We start from the raw sequence: 16,525 nt of genomic DNA on the forward strand, positions 1-16,525 counted from the left end.
CCCCTTCCCATCCCGAACAGGACCGTGAAACGACTCTACGCCGATGATAGTGCGGATTCCCGTGTGAAAGTAGGTAATCGTCAGGCTCCCTCAAGCCAGAAACCCCCGCCCAAAAGGCGGGGGTTTTTGCATTGGCGCGGACAAACTGCAGGCCGGCCGAGCAAGGGGCAGCGCAGTCGGAGCCGGAGCCGGAGCCGGAGCCGGAGCCGGAGCGCCGAAGGTGTTGATCCGGGCAGTGCCGTCCATCTCCACGATTCGTCAGGCACACTCAGGCCAACCAGGTTGGCCCACCCGATGGCGGCTCGAGCTACCGCGACCCATCATCGCCATCTGCTGCTCGCCGCGACGGCGATTAATTCTGCACCCTGGCTGATCAGGCGGCTGGCAAATTCTTCGCTGCAACCTCCTTCCCCGATCTGCCCATCACCGGATACGGACTGGCGTAGCGTAGTCCTGCCTTTCAACGATCAGCCATCTCGTCGTGATCGCCGGCATCTTGAGCACATCCTCGACCAAAATCACAATTGTCGTTCAACGGTTGCAGGTTGCCGCTTGTGTCCCTGATCGCCGTATCGATTGCCCGCAACGGTCAACATGAAGAATCGTCCAGCGATCACTGATCGACTTGCGTCGTTCGCGTGAGCCAAATATTAACTGTCGCATGCCCGGTTTTCGGAGTGTTCTTGCTGCATGGCATCAAGACCAGCGTCACGTCGCTATCGAGCGTCATTTCATATTCGAAATCACTGATTTTTCTGCAAAGTTGCTTCCTTGGGCGCAAGGGAGGCATGTGGCCGGCTGTAAGAGGTCAGGCAGCGTCAGGCAGCAACACCCGCAGCGACACCCGCGAGCTCGTAAGGTGGCCGTCCTTAGAAACCCACACGGTTGCTCTTGACCAGCACTGGTCGGCTGTCTCGCAACACGTAGATCTTCTCGACGAGCGAATAGGCGATACCGCCGAGGCAGCCCCGACCTTCTCCCGGTAACGTGAAGTGCGTACCACCGGCATCTACGGCGGTCGATCGTACCGTGCATGCAGTACTTCGATCGCCGAGCGCGAAGTGTTCGGCCGGCGGAAACCGGTGGATCGCGTTCCGACCTTGATTCCGAATAGGCACGAGCATCGCCGGGCAGCAAGTGACGGACGTCGACGACTGCGCGTCGCAGGTCAGCTTTCCGGCGTCCTCGGATGTATGAGGCGCGGCGAAAGCTCCTGCGCAGAAGCCACCGCAGACATCCGAGTTCAGTTGAGCGAGGCGGGCATGGCACGGACTGGCGGGATGCCGCGTGTACGCCGCGGGTTCGCTGCGATAGGCCGACAAGGTGCTGCTGTTGGCTGGTTTGCGCGACGGATCGGCCGGCGCAATGCTGCAGAGCGTCCGCCGCGACGGCGCCGCCGCGGCGAGAGGCAATCGGGTGCGTGGGGTGCATATCGTTGCCAAGCAGCGGCCGCAGCACGTCGAGGCAGGCCGTGGTCGGACTCATCTTGTCGCGCGTCATTTCCGGAGCCTGCTGCGACGAGGTACACCGATACATCATCGAGCAGCCACGCGCGCCAGCGACGCCGCGACGCCCGTCGAGCCAAGGTAGCCAGCGTCGAGGACAGGTTTCAGCCGCTCATAGGCAGCAAGTGCGGCGGCCTCCTTCGGGCGTCCCCGGGGCGTGGCTGTCGGCCAATACCTGTTGGCGGATCTTCGCGATCGTGCTCGAGTGACATCAGGCATCCGCCGGACCGGTGACATGTACGGTCAAAGCCATGACAGCCATCACAAGAGCGAGCGGGCGCATCGGGATTCGTGCCGGGAACGGGCAGGCGACTCGGCATATATCGCGCGCCTTCCGGTGAAGTCGGCTAAGACGGGGGACGGGAAGGGGTCACGATGCCGTGCCGGAAGCCCGCGCTAGGTCTCAGATGCAACACCGAAAACGCGCGAGAGTCCTGTTGTGCGTACCGCCTGCAGGTTGCGAACAGGTAGCATGCAGTACCCGGATACGAAGCCTCTGTTTTCCGACGATAGAGGGGCTAAAGGCCCTCACGAACACTGAGCGGGGATCATCGAGGCTGCCCGGCACGAAATTTGCGGAAATTTTGCGTCTACCCGCTTGGCATTGTGCACGAGAGGTCGTATGATGGCGGTCTTTCGTTTTTAGCGCAGATGCAGATCAGCGCTAAAGGCGGAGTCTGACGAAGATGTGGCGCCGATCGGCAATACGTCGTGCTTGCCTTAGCCGGGCAAGGGCGGAGGATCGGCGGTAGCGCAAGTGTCGGGAAGAAGGTTGAAAATAATCTTCCTGATGTGCTTGACAAGAGTGCGATGCACCCCCATAATCGTCAGTTCTCTACGGAGGGGTGCCCGAGTGGCTAAAGGGGGCAGACTGTAAATCTGTTGGCTTACGCCTACGTTGGTTCGAATCCAACCTCCTCCACCAAGATATCAGCGTAGTTGAGCGGTAGGGAATCGTTAGTGGCCCGTGCGGGTGTAGCTCAATGGTAGAGCAGAAGCCTTCCAAGCTTACGACGAGGGTTCGATTCCCTTCACCCGCTCCAGACCGCGAAGTTGAAGCGTAAAGCGCCCATGTGGCTCAGTGGTAGAGCACTCCCTTGGTAAGGGAGAGGTCGGCAGTTCGATCCTGCCCATGGGCACCAGCAGTAAAAAGTCAGTGTCTTGTTTGCGCGCGGCGCAACCTGTGAAATTCCTTTTGGGAGTTGAAAATGGCCAAGGAAAAGTTTGAGCGGACCAAGCCGCACGTGAACGTTGGTACGATTGGTCACGTTGACCACGGCAAGACGACGCTGACGGCAGCGATCACGACGGTTCTGACGAAGAAGTTCGGCGGCGAAGCGAAGGCGTACGACCAGATCGACGCGGCACCGGAAGAAAAGGCGCGCGGCATCACGATCAACACGGCGCACGTCGAGTACGAAACGGCTAACCGCCACTACGCACACGTCGACTGCCCGGGCCACGCTGACTATGTGAAGAACATGATCACGGGCGCGGCACAGATGGACGGCGCGATCCTGGTTTGCTCGGCAGCAGACGGCCCGATGCCGCAAACGCGTGAGCACATCCTGCTGGCGCGTCAGGTTGGCGTTCCGTACATCATCGTGTTCCTGAACAAGTGCGACATGGTGGACGACGCTGAACTGCTCGAGCTGGTCGAGATGGAAGTTCGCGAACTCCTGTCGAAGTACGACTTCCCGGGCGACGACACGCCGATCGTGAAGGGTTCGGCGAAGCTGGCGCTGGAAGGCGACACGGGCGAGCTGGGCGAAGTGGCGATCATGAGCCTGGCCGACGCGCTGGACACGTACATCCCGACGCCGGAGCGTGCAGTTGACGGCGCGTTCCTGATGCCGGTGGAAGACGTGTTCTCGATCTCGGGCCGTGGTACGGTGGTGACGGGTCGTGTCGAGCGCGGCATCGTGAAGGTCGGCGAAGAAATCGAAATCGTCGGTATCAAGCCGACGGTGAAGACGACCTGCACGGGCGTTGAAATGTTCCGCAAGCTGCTGGACCAAGGTCAGGCAGGCGACAACGTCGGTATCCTGCTGCGCGGCACGAAGCGTGAAGACGTGGAGCGTGGCCAGGTTCTGGCGAAGCCGGGTTCGATCACGCCGCACACGCACTTCACGGCTGAAGTGTACGTGCTGAGCAAGGACGAAGGCGGCCGTCACACGCCGTTCTTCAACAACTACCGTCCGCAGTTCTACTTCCGTACGACGGACGTGACGGGCTCGATCGAGCTGCCGAAGGACAAGGAAATGGTGATGCCGGGCGACAACGTGTCGATCACGGTGAAGCTGATCGCTCCGATCGCGATGGAAGAAGGTCTGCGCTTCGCAATCCGCGAAGGCGGCCGTACCGTCGGCGCCGGCGTCGTCGCCAAGATCATCGAGTAAGCCAGTTATTCGTTGATCGACAGTTTTGGGGCTGGCAGTAGCCGGCCCCAGCATGGTTTAGGGGTATAGCTCAACTGGCAGAGCGTCGGTCTCCAAAACCGAAGGTTGGGGGTTCGATTCCCTCTGCCCCTGCCAAAAAATAGCCACGTGTCCTACGTGGCATTTGTTTTAAGGTGTTATGGCGAATCCATCCGTCGAAACTGTAAATACCTCCGGCGATAAGCTAGTGCTGGCCCTGGGCGTATTGCTGGTGTTGGCCGGATTCGTGGGCTTCTTCTGGCTGGCCAATCAGCAGTGGTATGTCCGCGGTGCCGCGTTGGCGGTAGGTATCATCGCTGGCGTGGCCGTCGGGCTGATGTCCGCACCTGGCAAGAGCCTCATCGCGTTTGCCAAGGATTCGTACAAGGAAGTCCGGAAGGTCGTTTGGCCCACCCGCAAGGAAGCAACGCAAACAACACTCGTCGTGTTCGGTTTCGTGCTCGTGATGGCGATTTTCCTCTGGTTGAGTGACAAATCGATCGAGTGGGTAATTTTCTCGGCGATTCTGGGTTGGAAATGATATGAGCGATACTCCGGCATCCCCGAGCGGAAAACGTTGGTACGTCGTGCACGCCTACTCCGGTATGGAGAAGAGCGTGCAACGTGCGCTTCAGGAGCGCATCGAACGTGCTGGCATGCAGGACAAATTCGGTCAGATCCTGGTTCCGACCGAAGAAGTGGTCGAAGTCAAAGGCGGCCACAAGGCTGTGACCGAGCGTCGTTTCTTCCCCGGCTACGTGCTGGTGGAAATGGAAATGACGGACGAAACGTGGCACCTCGTGAAGAACACCGCGAAGGTCACCGGCTTCGTCGGCGGTGCGCGTAACCGCCCGACCCCGATTTCCCCGAAGGAAGTCGAGAAGATCATGTCGCAGATGCAGGAAGGCGTCGAAAAGCCGCGCCCGAAGACCCTGTTCGAAGTTGGCGAGATGGTGCGTGTCAAGGAAGGCCCGTTTACGGACTTCAACGGCACCGTCGAAGAAGTCAACTACGAAAAATCGCGCGTGCGTGTGTCGGTCACCATCTTTGGCCGCTCAACCCCGGTCGAACTCGAGTTCGGCCAGGTCGAAAAAGTTTGATCCCGATTCGGTGGGCAGCCTCGGCTGCCCACCTTCGCGCTTACGGCCCGCGTTACGGCCGTTGAGGAGCGTCAGTAGCCAGCGGCGAAAGCGCGTTATCACTCACCGAACGCCGCCTGGCGTTCCAACGAGGTTTTCAAATGGCAAAGAAGATTGTCGGCTTTATCAAGCTGCAGATCCCTGCAGGTAAAGCCAACCCGTCGCCGCCGGTCGGTCCGGCACTGGGCCAGCGCGGCCTGAACATCATGGAGTTCTGCAAGGCGTTCAACGCGCAGACTCAAGGCATGGAGCCGGGTCTGCCGGTGCCGGTGGTCATCACGGCATTCGCTGACAAGAGCTTCACGTTCGTGATGAAGACGCCGCCGGCGACCGTCCTGATCAAGAAGGCGGCGAAGGTGGACAAGGGCTCGAGCAAGCCGCATACCGACAAGGTCGGTTCGATCACGCGCGCTCAAGCTGAAGAAATCGCGAAGACCAAGATGCCGGACCTTACGGCAGCTGATCTGGACGCAGCCGTTCGCACCATCGCTGGTAGCGCACGCTCGATGGGCATCACTGTGGAGGGCGTGTAAATGGCTAAGATCTCCAAGCGCCGTCAGGCATTTGCCGCCAAGGTCGATCGTCAGAAGCTGTACGCGATCGAAGACGCACTGAGCCTCGTGAAGGAATGCGCGAGCGCGAAGTTCGACGAGTCGATCGACGTCGCAGTCCAGCTCGGCATCGATGCAAAGAAGTCGGACCAGGTCGTTCGTGGTTCGGTCGTTCTGCCGGCCGGTACGGGCAAGTCGGTTCGCGTTGCCGTGTTCGCGCAAGGCGAGAAGGCCGAGCAGGCTCGTGCAGCAGGCGCGGAAATCGTCGGTATGGAAGACCTGGCTGAGCAGATCAAGGCTGGCCAGATGGACTTCGACATCGTGATCGCTTCGCCGGACACGATGCGTATCGTCGGTACGCTCGGCCAGATCCTCGGCCCGCGCGGCCTGATGCCGAACCCGAAGGTCGGTACGGTCACGCCGGACGTCGCGACCGCCGTCAAGAACGCGAAGGCTGGTCAGGTGCAATTCCGTGTCGACAAGGCCGGTATCATCCACGCGACCATCGGCCGCGCATCGTTCGAGCCGACCGCACTGCGTTCGAACCTGTCGGCGCTGATCGAAGCGCTGCAGAAGGCAAAGCCGGCAACGAGCAAGGGCGTGTACCTGCGCAAGATCGCACTGTCGAGCACGATGGGCGTCGGCGTGCGTGTCGACCAGGCTACGCTGGCAGCACAGTAAGCAAGTATTCAGGCCGCTTCGCTTGCGAAGCGGCCTTCATGGGCTTTGGGCGGTTGTTCGTGCAGCAAGGCGGGCAACCGGTTATCAAAGACCGTTGGTGGGGCGCAGCAGGCAGGCGATCCCTTAATTCAAGCCAACGCAGATGGCGAACCCGAAAAAGTTTTGCAGTGGTGAAGCCGCAGGCCGTGAAGCGATTCGCGGCGTGAGGTGGAAATACTCCTAACGAGGTCGGACGCCGTTGTTGAACGAGGTACGTGAGGTTTCGTGCCGAACGTATCGTTTCTGGAGGCTAACCGTGCCGCTTAATAGAGAAGACAAGCAAGCCGTCGTAGCTGAGGTTTCCGCGCAAGTCGCGAAGGCCCAGACCGTTGTGCTGGCTGAGTATCGTGGAATTGCGGTTGGCGATCTGACCAAGCTGCGCGCGCAAGCGCGTGAGCAACAGGTTTACCTGCGCGTGTTGAAGAACACGCTGGCGCGTCGCGCTGTCGAAGGTACGCCGTTTGCTCCGCTGGCAGAGCAGATGACTGGTCCGTTGATCTACGGCATCTCGGAAGATGCAATTGCTGCTGCTAAGGTCGTCAACGACTTCAGCAAGAGCAATGACAAGTTGGTCATCAAGGCTGGTTCGTTCGATGGCAAGGTGATGGACAAGGCTGGCGTGCAAGCGCTGGCAAGCATCCCGAGCCGCGAAGAACTGCTCTCGAAGCTGCTGTTCGTTATGCAATCGCCTGTTTCGGGCTTCGCGCGTGCTCTGGCCGCGCTGGCCGAGAAGAAGCAAGCGGAAGCTGCGTAATCGAACGTGCATCAGCGTCATTGATCGCTGGCTGTATCCGAATTCAATTTAGGAGTATTTCAAATGGCAATCGCAAAAGAAGACATCCTGGCAGCAGTCGAAGGGATGACCGTTCTGGAACTGAACGAACTGGTCAAGGCGTTCGAAGAGAAGTTTGGCGTGTCGGCAGCTGCAGTGGCAGTCGCTGGCCCGGCAGGCGGCGGCGCTGCTGCTGCTGCTGAAGAGAAGACCGAGTTCACGGTCGTTCTGGCTGAAGCAGGCGGCAACAAGGTTGCAGTCATCAAGGCAGTTCGCGAACTGACGGGCCTGGGCCTGAAGGAAGCGAAGGACCTGGTTGACGGCGCACCGAAGGCTGTCAAGGAAGGCGTCGACAAGGCTGCATCGGAAGAAGCCAAGAAGAAGCTGGAAGACGCAGGCGCGAAGGTCGAAATCAAGTAAGTTTCGACGCGCTGTGCGAAGGCTGGCGGTATTTTCACCGCCGGCCTTTTTGTGCTTTGTGGGGACGTTATTCTGGCACTCATTCGGGAGCCCGAATAATTGGCCCCAGAAGCCAAAGAAAACCGTCTAATCGTTGTCATTGGTCACGATTGGCGTTTCTCTTTGTCTTCTGAAGCGACTGCAGAAGGCAAGTTTGGTCGGGTAGCGGGCAACACAGGCATCCGCTGCCGTCAGCCAGCGGTTGGTAGCGGCCAACCACCAAGCTTCTCGGCTCGTTCAAGCCGTCGGACGGCCATCGGGTCTCAGTCGGTGAACACTCGGGTTTGAAACGTCCAGGTATTCCGCCTCGATAGCACCCGCCGTGATTCGGAGATCGTATGCAATATTCCTTCACCGAGAAGAAGCGCATTCGCAAGAGTTTCGCGAAGCGCCCCATCGTTCACCAAGTTCCTTTCTTGCTGGCTACCCAGCTTGAATCATTCAGCACGTTTCTGCAAGCCGATGTGCCGGCCACGCAACGCAAGCCTGAAGGTTTGCAGGCCGCGTTCACGTCGGTATTCCCCATTGTTTCGCACAACGGTTTCGCACGTCTCGAGTTCGTGAGCTATGCGTTGTCCGCGCCGGCATTCAACATCAAGGAATGCCAGCAGCGTGGCCTGACGTACTGTTCCGCGCTGCGCGCGAAGGTCCGCCTTGTCATCCTCGACAAGGAATCGCCGAACAAGCCGGTCGTCAAGGAAGTGAAGGAGCAGGAAGTGTACATGGGCGAACTTCCGCTCATGACGCCGACGGGCTCGTTCGTCATCAACGGCACCGAGCGTGTCATCGTCTCGCAGCTGCACCGTTCGCCGGGCGTGTTCTTCGAACACGACAAGGGCAAGACGCACAGCTCGGGCAAGCTGCTGTTCTCGGCACGGATCATTCCGTACCGCGGCTCGTGGCTCGACTTCGAATTCGATCCGAAGGACATCCTGTACTTCCGCGTCGACCGTCGCCGCAAGATGCCGGTCACGATCCTGCTGAAGGCCATCGGCCTGACGCCGGAACAGATCCTCGCGAACTTCTTCGTGTTCGACAACTTCACGCTGATGGACGAAGGCGCGCAACTCGAGTTCGTGCCCGAGCGTCTGCGTGGCGAAGTCGCGCGTTTCGACATCACGGATCGCGATGGCAAGGTCATCGTCCAGAAGGACAAGCGGATCAACGCGAAGCACATTCGCGACCTCGAAGCCGCGAAGACCAAGTTCATCTCGGTGCCGGAAGACTATCTGCTCGGCCGCGTGCTGGCGAAGAACGTCGTCGACGGCGATACCGGCGAAGTGATCGCGAGCGCGAACGACGAAGTCACGGAAAGCGTGCTCGAGAAGCTGCGCGAAGCGGGCATCAAGGACATCCAGACGCTCTACACGAACGATCTGGACCAGGGTCCGTACATCTCGTCGACGCTGCGTGTCGACGAAACGACCGACAGGACGGCCGCGCGCATCGCGATCTACCGCATGATGCGTCCGGGCGAGCCGCCGACCGAGGAAGCGGTCGAGGCACTGTTCAACCGTCTGTTCTACAGCGAAGAAGCGTACGACCTGTCGAAGGTCGGCCGTATGAAGTTCAACCGCCGCGTCAGCCGTGACGAGATCACCGGCCCGATGACGCTGCAGGACGACGACATCCTCGCGACGATCAAGATCCTCGTCGAGCTGCGCAACGGCAAGGGCGAAGTGGACGACATCGACCACCTCGGCAACCGTCGTGTGCGTTGCGTCGGCGAACTGGCGGAAAACCAGTTCCGCGCCGGTCTCGTGCGCGTCGAGCGCGCGGTCAAGGAACGCCTCGGCCAGGCCGAAAGCGAAAACCTGATGCCGCACGACCTGATCAACTCGAAGCCGATTTCGTCGGCGATCCGCGAGTTCTTCGGTTCGTCGCAGCTTTCGCAGTTCATGGACCAGACCAACCCGCTGTCGGAAATCACGCACAAGCGCCGTGTTTCCGCACTGGGCCCGGGCGGTCTGACGCGCGAGCGTGCAGGCTTTGAAGTCCGCGACGTGCACCCGACCCACTACGGCCGCGTGTGCCCGATCGAAACGCCGGAAGGTCCGAACATCGGCCTGATCAACTCGCTCGCACTGTACGCGCACCTGAACGAGTACGGCTTCCTCGAGACGCCGTACCGCAAGGTCGTGGACAGCAAGGTGACCGACCAGATCGACTACCTGTCGGCGATCGAAGAAGGCCGCTACATGATCGCGCAGGCGAACGCCGCGATCGACGAGAACGGCACGCTGATCGACGAACTCGTGTCGTCGCGCGAAGCCGGCGAAACGATGATGGTCACGCCGGACCGCATCCAGTACATGGACGTCGCGCCGTCGCAGATCGTGTCGGTCGCAGCCTCGCTGATCCCGTTCCTCGAGCACGACGATGCGAACCGAGCACTGATGGGCTCGAACATGCAGCGTCAGGCCGTGCCGTGTCTGCGTCCGGAAAAGCCGGTCGTTGGTACGGGCATCGAGCGCACCTGCGCGGTTGACTCGGGCACGACGGTTCAGGCGTTCCGCGGCGGCGTCGTCGACTATGTCGACGCAGGCCGTATCGTGATTCGCGTGAACGACGACGAAGCGGTCGCAGGTGAAGTCGGTGTCGACATCTACAACCTGATCAAGTACACGCGTTCGAACCAGAACACGAACATCAACCAGCGTCCGATCGTGAAGATGGGCGACAAGGTCTCGCGCGGCGACGTGCTGGCCGACGGCGCCTCGACGGACCTGGGCGAGCTCGCGCTCGGCCAGAACATGCTGATCGCGTTCATGCCGTGGAACGGCTACAACTTCGAGGATTCGATCCTGATCTCGGAGAAGGTCGTGGCCGACGATCGCTACACGTCGATCCACATCGAAGAGCTGAACGTCGTTGCACGCGACACGAAGCTCGGGCCGGAAGAAATCACGCGCGACATCTCGAACCTGGCGGAAGTCCAGCTCGGCCGTCTCGACGAATCGGGCATCGTGTACATCGGTGCTGAAGTCGAAGCGGGCGACGTGCTGGTCGGCAAGGTCACGCCGAAGGGCGAGACCCAGCTGACGCCGGAAGAGAAGCTGCTGCGCGCGATCTTCGGCGAGAAGGCCTCGGACGTGAAGGACACGTCGCTGCGCGTGCCGTCGGGCATGAGCGGTACCGTGATCGACGTCCAGGTGTTCACGCGTGAAGGCATCCAGCGCGACAAGCGTGCGCAACAGATCATCGACGACGAACTGAAGCGCTACCGTCTCGACCTGAACGACCAGCTCCGCATCGTGGAAGGCGACGCGTTCCAGCGTCTCGCGCGTATGCTCGTGGGCAAGGTCGCGAACGGCGGTCCGAAGAAGCTCGCGAAGGGCACGAAGATCGACCAGGCTTACCTGGAAGACCTCGACCACTACCACTGGTTCGACATCCGCCTGGCGGACGACGAAGCAGCGGCGCAGCTCGAAGCGATCAAGAACTCGATCGAGGAAAAGCGTCACCAGTTCGACCTCGCGTTCGAAGAGAAGCGCAAGAAGCTCACGCAAGGCGACGAACTGCCGCCGGGCGTGCTGAAGATGGTCAAGGTGTACCTCGCGGTGAAGCGCCGTCTGCAGCCTGGCGACAAGATGGCTGGCCGTCACGGTAACAAGGGTGTCGTGTCGAAGATCGTCCCGATCGAAGACATGCCGTACATGGCCGATGGCCGTCCGGCAGACGTCGTGCTGAACCCGCTCGGCGTGCCGTCGCGGATGAACGTGGGTCAGGTTCTGGAAGTGCACCTCGGCTGGGCCGCGAAGGGCCTCGGCTGGCGTATCGGCGAAATGCTGCAGCGTCAGGCGAAGATCGAGGAACTGCGCGTGTTCCTGACGAAGATCTACAACGAGTCGGGCCGCCAGGAAGATCTGGAAAGCTTCACCGACGACGAGATCCTCGAACTCGCGAAGAACCTGCGCGAAGGCGTGCCGTTCGCAACGCCGGTGTTCGACGGTGCGACCGAGGAAGAAATGGGCAAGATGCTCGACCTCGCGTTCCCGGACGACATCGCGGAACAGCTCGGCATGAACCCGTCGAAGAACCAGGTCCGTCTGTACGACGGCCGCACGGGTGAAATGTTCGAACGTCGCGTGACGCTTGGCTACATGCACTACCTGAAGCTGCACCACTTGGTCGACGACAAGATGCACGCGCGTTCGACCGGCCCGTACTCGCTCGTCACGCAGCAGCCGCTGGGTGGTAAGGCGCAGTTCGGTGGCCAGCGTTTCGGTGAAATGGAAGTGTGGGCACTCGAAGCGTACGGCGCGTCCTACGTGCTGCAGGAAATGCTGACGGTGAAGTCGGACGACGTGACCGGCCGGACGAAGGTGTACGAAAACCTGGTCAAGGGCGATCACGTGATCGATGCAGGCATGCCGGAATCCTTCAACGTGCTCGTGAAGGAAATCCGCTCGCTCGGTATCGATATCGATCTCGACCGCAATTAATCGGACTACGGAGAGAAAGCAATGAAAGCTCTGCTCGATCTATTCAAGCAAGTCCAACAGGAAGAAGTTTTCGACGCGATCAAGATCGGTCTGGCTTCGCCTGACAAGATCCGTTCGTGGTCGTTCGGCGAAGTGAAGAAGCCGGAGACCATCAACTACCGTACGTTCAAGCCGGAACGCGATGGTCTCTTCTGCGCGAAGATCTTCGGGCCGATCAAGGACTACGAGTGCCTGTGCGGCAAGTACAAGCGTCTGAAGCATCGCGGCGTGATCTGCGAGAAGTGCGGCGTCGAAGTGACGCTGGCGAAGGTGCGCCGCGAGCGCATGGGCCACATCGAACTGGCCTCGCCGGTCGCGCACATCTGGTTCCTGAAGTCGCTGCCGTCGCGTCTGGGCATGGTGCTCGACATGACGCTGCGCGACATCGAACGCGTGCTGTACTTCGAAGCGTACGTGGTGATCGAACCGGGCATGACGCCGCTGAAGGCGCGGCAGATCATGACCGAAGAGGATTACTACAATAAGGTCGAGGAATACGGCGACGAATTCCGTGCCGAGATGGGCGCGGAAGGCGTGCGTGAGCTGCTGCGCGCGATCAACATCGACGAGCAGGTCGAGACGCTGCGCACCGAGCTGAAGAACACCGGCTCGGAAGCGAAGATCAAGAAGTACGCGAAGCGCCTGAAGGTCCTCGAGGCATTCCAGCGCTCGGGCATCAAGCCCGAGTGGATGATCCTCGAAGTGCTGCCGGTGCTGCCGCCGGAACTGCGTCCGCTCGTGCCGCTGGACGGCGGCCGTTTCGCGACGTCGGACCTGAACGACCTGTATCGCCGCGTGATCAACCGTAACAACCGGTTGAAGCGTCTGCTCGAGCTGAAGGCGCCTGAAATCATCGTCCGCAACGAAAAGCGGATGCTGCAGGAAGCCGTCGACTCGCTGCTCGACAACGGTCGTCGCGGCAAGGCGATGACGGGCGCGAACAAGCGTCCGCTGAAGTCGCTCGCCGACATGATCAAGGGCAAGGGCGGTCGTTTCCGTCAGAACCTGCTGGGCAAGCGCGTCGACTACTCGGGCCGTTCGGTCATCGTGGTCGGCCCGACGCTGAAGCTGCACCAGTGCGGTCTGCCGAAGCTGATGGCGCTCGAGCTGTTCAAGCCGTTCATCTTCAACAAGCTGGAAGTGATGGGCGTCGCGACGACCATCAAGGCTGCGAAGAAGGAAGTCGAGAACCAGACGCCGGTGGTGTGGGACATCCTCGAAGAGGTGATCCGCGAGCACCCGGTGATGCTGAACCGTGCGCCGACGCTGCACCGTCTCGGTATCCAGGCGTTCGAGCCCGTGCTGATCGAAGGCAAGGCGATCCAGCTGCACCCGCTCGTCTGTGCGGCGTTCAACGCCGACTTCGACGGTGACCAGATGGCCGTCCACGTGCCGCTGTCGCTCGAAGCGCAGATGGAAGCGCGCACGCTGATGCTGGCGTCGAACAACGTGCTGTTCCCGGCCAACGGCGATCCGTCGATCGTGCCGTCGCAGGATATCGTGCTGGGTCTGTACTACGCGACCCGCGAAGCGATCAACGGCAAGGGCGAAGGCCTGTCGTTCACGGGCGTGTCGGAAGTGATCCGCGCGTACGAGAACAAGGAAGTCGAGCTGGCATCGCGCGTCAACGTGCGGATCACCGAAATGGTCCACAACGAAGACAAGTCGGAAGGCGCACCGGCATTCGTGCCGAAGATCTCGCTGTACGCGACGACCGTCGGTCGCGCGATCCTGTCGGAGATCCTGCCGCACGGCCTGCCGTTCTCGGTGCTGAACAAGCCGCTGAAGAAGAAGGAAATCTCGCGCCTGATCAACACGGCGTTCCGCAAGTGCGGTCTGCGCGCGACGGTGGTGTTCGCCGACCAGTTGATGCAGTCGGGTTTCCGACTCGCGACGCGCGCCGGCATTTCGATCTGCGTGGACGACATGCTCGTGCCGCCGCAGAAGGAAACGATCGTCGGCGACGCCGCGAAGAAGGTGAAGGAATACGACCGCCAGTACATGTCGGGTCTCGTCACCGCGCAGGAACGCTACAACAACGTGGTCGACATCTGGTCGGCGACGTCGGAAGCGGTCGGCAAGGCGATGATGGAGCAGCTGTCGACGGAGCCGGTGACGGACCGCGACGGCAACGAGACGCGCCAGGAGTCGTTCAACTCGATCTACATGATGGCCGACTCGGGCGCCCGGGGTTCGGCGGTGCAGATTCGTCAGCTGGCCGGTATGCGTGGCCTGATGGCGAAGCCGGACGGCTCGATTATCGAGACGCCGATTACCGCGAACTTCCGCGAAGGCCTGAACGTGTTGCAGTACTTCATCTCGACCCACGGTGCACGTAAGGGTCTGGCTGATACGGCACTGAAGACTGCGAACTCGGGTTACCTGACGCGTCGTCTGGTCGACGTCACGCAGGATCTGGTCGTGGTCGAGGACGATTGCGGCACGTCGAACGGCGTCGCGATGAAGGCGCTGGTCGAAGGCGGTGAAGTCGTCGAAGCACTGCGCGACCGTATCCTCGGCCGCGTCGCGGTCGCGGACGTCGTGAATCCGGAAACGCAGGAAACGCTGTACGAATCGGGCACGCTGCTCGACGAAACGGCGGTCGAGGAAATCGAACGCCTCGGCATCGACGAAGTGCGCGTGCGCACGCCGCTGACCTGCGAAACGCGTTACGGCCTGTGTGCAGCCTGCTACGGCCGTGACCTCGGCCGCGGCTCGCTCGTGAACGTCGGCGAAGCAGTCGGCGTGATCGCGGCACAGTCGATCGGTGAACCGGGCACGCAGCTGACGATGCGTACGTTCCACATCGGTGGTGCGGCATCGCGTGCGGCAGTGGCCTCGTCGGTCGAAGCGAAGAGCAACGGTATCGTGCGCTTCACGGCGACGATGCGCTACGTCACGAACGCGAAGGGCGAGCAGATCGTCATTTCCCGTTCGGGCGAAGCGATGATCACCGACGACTTCGGTCGCGAGCGCGAGCGTCACAAAGTGCCGTACGGCGCGACGCTGCTGCAGCTCGACGGCGCGACCATCAAGGCAGGCACGCAGCTCGCCACGTGGGATCCGCTGACGCGTCCGATCATCACCGAGTACGGTGGTACGGTGAAGTTCGAGAACGTCGAGGAAGGCGTGACGGTCGCGAAGCAGATCGACGACGTGACCGGCCTGTCGACGCTGGTCGTGATCGACGTGAAGCGTCGCGGTTCGCAGGCTTCGAAGAGCGTGCGTCCGCAGGTGAAGCTGCTCGACGCAAACGGCGAAGAAGTGAAGATTCCGGGCACGGAACACGCAGTGCAGATCGGCTTCCAGGTCGGCGCACTGATTACCGTGAAGGATGGCCAGCAGGTGCAGGTCGGTGAAGTGCTCGCACGTATCCCGACCGAAGCGCAGAAGACGCGTGACATTACCGGCGGTCTGCCGCGGGTGGCGGAACTGTTCGAAGCGCGTTCGCCGAAGGATGCCGGCATTCTCGCGGAAGTCACCGGTACGACGTCGTTCGGTAAGGACACGAAGGGCAAGCAGCGTCTCGTCATCACGGATCTCGAGGGCAACCAGCACGAGTTCCTGATCGCGAAGGAAAAGCAGGTGCTGGTCCACGATGCTCAGGTCGTCAACAAGGGCGAAATGATCGTGGACGGTCCGGCCGATCCGCACGACATCCTGCGTCTGCAGGGTATCGAAGCGCTGTCGCGCTACATCGTCGACGAAGTGCAGGACGTGTACCGTCTGCAGGGCGTGAAGATCAACGACAAGCACATCGAGGTGATCGTTCGCCAGATGCTGCGTCGTGTGCAGATCACCGACAACGGCGATACGCGCTTCATCCCGGGCGAACAGGTCGAACGTTCCGACATGCTGGACGAGAACGATCGCATGATCGCCGAGGACAAGCGTCCGGCTTCGTACGACAACGTACTGCTCGGTATCACGAAGGCGTCGCTGTCGACCGACTCGTTCATCTCGGCGGCATCGTTCCAGGAAACGACCCGCGTGCTGACCGAAGCGGCGATCATGGGCAAGCGCGACGATCTGCGCGGCCTGAAGGAAAACGTGATCGTCGGCCGTCTGATTCCGGCCGGTACGGGTCTCGCGTTCCACAAGGCACGCAAGGCGAAGGAATCGTCGGATCGCGAGCGTTTCGACCAGATCGCAGCAGAAGAGGCGTTCGATTTCGGCACGCCGAGCACGCCTGCTGCGGAAGAGCCGCAACAGCACCCGGCAGCCGAATAAGCGCGGGCGGCGCGAGCCGCCTCGCCTCGCTGTCATCGAAACCGCCCGGTTTTGCCGGGCGGTTTTTTTTATCCGTCGTTCACGCGCATGACGCGCTTGCGCATCGCCGGCACCAGCTGCCTGCGAGCGGCGCTCCACATGGCTGCAGGTGCTGTTGCAGGCATCGCGATCGCTTGCGGCGCGGCCGAGGCAGGCCCGTCATGCGCGCGAACAAACCCTGTCCGATCGGCCAACGTTGCACGATTCGC

At 61.1% G+C, this 16,525-nt stretch carries 10 protein-coding genes, 4 tRNA genes and 1 rRNA gene; 14 read left to right on the forward strand and 1 reads right to left on the reverse strand.

Going from position 1 to position 16,525, the window contains the following annotated elements:
* Nucleotides 1-86, forward strand: a 5S ribosomal RNA gene (gene rrf, locus ACPUER_RS15925); the annotation flags it as partial.
* 783 nt (nt 87-869) lie between these two features.
* On the opposite strand, the gene ACPUER_RS15930 is transcribed toward rrf, so the two are convergent.
* Complete coding sequence (locus tag ACPUER_RS15930) at nt 870-1,412, reverse strand: hypothetical protein (protein WP_175964561.1); 543 nt, start codon at nt 1,410-1,412, stop codon at nt 870-872.
* Nucleotides 1,413-2,344: 932 nt separating this feature from the next.
* Here ACPUER_RS15930 and ACPUER_RS15935 point away from each other — a divergent pair.
* The 13 genes from ACPUER_RS15935 to rpoC all read left to right on the forward strand — a co-directional run bounded on the left by ACPUER_RS15935 (nt 2,345) and on the right by rpoC (nt 16,277).
* Nucleotides 2,345-2,430: transfer RNA gene (locus ACPUER_RS15935), tRNA-Tyr, on the forward strand.
* Between the two features lie 44 nt (nt 2,431-2,474).
* Nucleotides 2,475-2,548 (forward strand) — tRNA-Gly (locus tag ACPUER_RS15940).
* Nucleotides 2,549-2,572: 24 nt separating this feature from the next.
* Nucleotides 2,573-2,647, forward strand: a tRNA-Thr gene (locus ACPUER_RS15945).
* Between the two features lie 66 nt (nt 2,648-2,713).
* Nucleotides 2,714-3,904, forward strand: a complete 1,191-nt coding sequence (gene tuf / locus ACPUER_RS15950) for an elongation factor Tu (RefSeq protein WP_006482910.1) — start codon at nt 2,714-2,716, stop codon at nt 3,902-3,904.
* A 59-nt stretch (nt 3,905-3,963) separates the two neighbouring features.
* Nucleotides 3,964-4,039, forward strand: a tRNA-Trp gene (locus tag ACPUER_RS15955).
* Between the two features lie 43 nt (nt 4,040-4,082).
* Complete coding sequence (gene secE / locus ACPUER_RS15960) at nt 4,083-4,463, forward strand: preprotein translocase subunit SecE (protein ID WP_034183753.1); 381 nt, start codon at nt 4,083-4,085, stop codon at nt 4,461-4,463.
* Between the two features lies 1 nt (nt 4,464).
* A complete protein-coding gene (nusG, locus tag ACPUER_RS15965; protein ID WP_006400672.1) occupies nt 4,465-5,022 on the forward strand; it encodes a transcription termination/antitermination protein NusG in 558 nt (185 codons plus the stop codon).
* 140 nt (nt 5,023-5,162) lie between these two features.
* Nucleotides 5,163-5,594 (forward strand): 50S ribosomal protein L11, encoded by a 432-nt coding sequence (rplK, locus tag ACPUER_RS15970; protein WP_006753591.1) that lies wholly within the window; start codon nt 5,163-5,165, stop codon nt 5,592-5,594.
* Nucleotides 5,595-6,293, forward strand: a complete 699-nt coding sequence (gene rplA, locus ACPUER_RS15975; RefSeq protein ID WP_006482906.1) for a 50S ribosomal protein L1 — start codon at nt 5,595-5,597, stop codon at nt 6,291-6,293.
* 295 nt (nt 6,294-6,588) lie between these two features.
* Nucleotides 6,589-7,086 (forward strand): 50S ribosomal protein L10, encoded by a 498-nt coding sequence (gene rplJ / locus ACPUER_RS15980; protein WP_027788582.1) that lies wholly within the window; start codon nt 6,589-6,591, stop codon nt 7,084-7,086.
* Between the two features lie 63 nt (nt 7,087-7,149).
* Nucleotides 7,150-7,524, forward strand: coding sequence for a 50S ribosomal protein L7/L12 (gene rplL / locus ACPUER_RS15985; RefSeq protein ID WP_034183755.1), 375 nt, complete (start codon nt 7,150-7,152; stop codon nt 7,522-7,524).
* 377 nt (nt 7,525-7,901) lie between these two features.
* Nucleotides 7,902-12,008: a DNA-directed RNA polymerase subunit beta gene (gene rpoB / locus ACPUER_RS15990; RefSeq protein ID WP_175964433.1), complete on the forward strand. Its 4,107-nt coding sequence runs from the start codon at nt 7,902-7,904 to the stop codon at nt 12,006-12,008.
* Nucleotides 12,009-12,029: 21 nt separating this feature from the next.
* Nucleotides 12,030-16,277, forward strand: a complete 4,248-nt coding sequence (rpoC, locus tag ACPUER_RS15995; protein ID WP_034183757.1) for a DNA-directed RNA polymerase subunit beta' — start codon at nt 12,030-12,032, stop codon at nt 16,275-16,277.
* Nucleotides 16,278-16,525: the final 248 nt, after the last annotated feature.

Origin of the sequence: Burkholderia sp. DN3021, assembly GCF_049805555.1 — a bacterium.
Lineage (GTDB): Bacteria > Pseudomonadota > Gammaproteobacteria > Burkholderiales > Burkholderiaceae > Burkholderia > Burkholderia pyrrocinia_C.

What these genes read in the sequence shown, in the direction of transcription:
- secE (WP_034183753.1), top strand. Translation starts at nt 4,083, where the DNA reads ATGGCGAATCCATCCGTCGAAACTGTAAATACCTCCGGCGATAAGCTA.
- rpoC (WP_034183757.1), top strand. Translation starts at nt 12,030, where the DNA reads ATGAAAGCTCTGCTCGATCTATTCAAGCAAGTCCAACAGGAAGAAGTT.
- rpoB (WP_175964433.1), top strand. Translation starts at nt 7,902, where the DNA reads ATGCAATATTCCTTCACCGAGAAGAAGCGCATTCGCAAGAGTTTCGCG.
- rplK (WP_006753591.1), top strand. Translation starts at nt 5,163, where the DNA reads ATGGCAAAGAAGATTGTCGGCTTTATCAAGCTGCAGATCCCTGCAGGT.
- nusG (WP_006400672.1), top strand. Translation starts at nt 4,465, where the DNA reads ATGAGCGATACTCCGGCATCCCCGAGCGGAAAACGTTGGTACGTCGTG.
- rplL (WP_034183755.1), top strand. Translation starts at nt 7,150, where the DNA reads ATGGCAATCGCAAAAGAAGACATCCTGGCAGCAGTCGAAGGGATGACC.
- tuf (WP_006482910.1), top strand. Translation starts at nt 2,714, where the DNA reads ATGGCCAAGGAAAAGTTTGAGCGGACCAAGCCGCACGTGAACGTTGGT.
- rplA (WP_006482906.1), top strand. Translation starts at nt 5,595, where the DNA reads ATGGCTAAGATCTCCAAGCGCCGTCAGGCATTTGCCGCCAAGGTCGAT.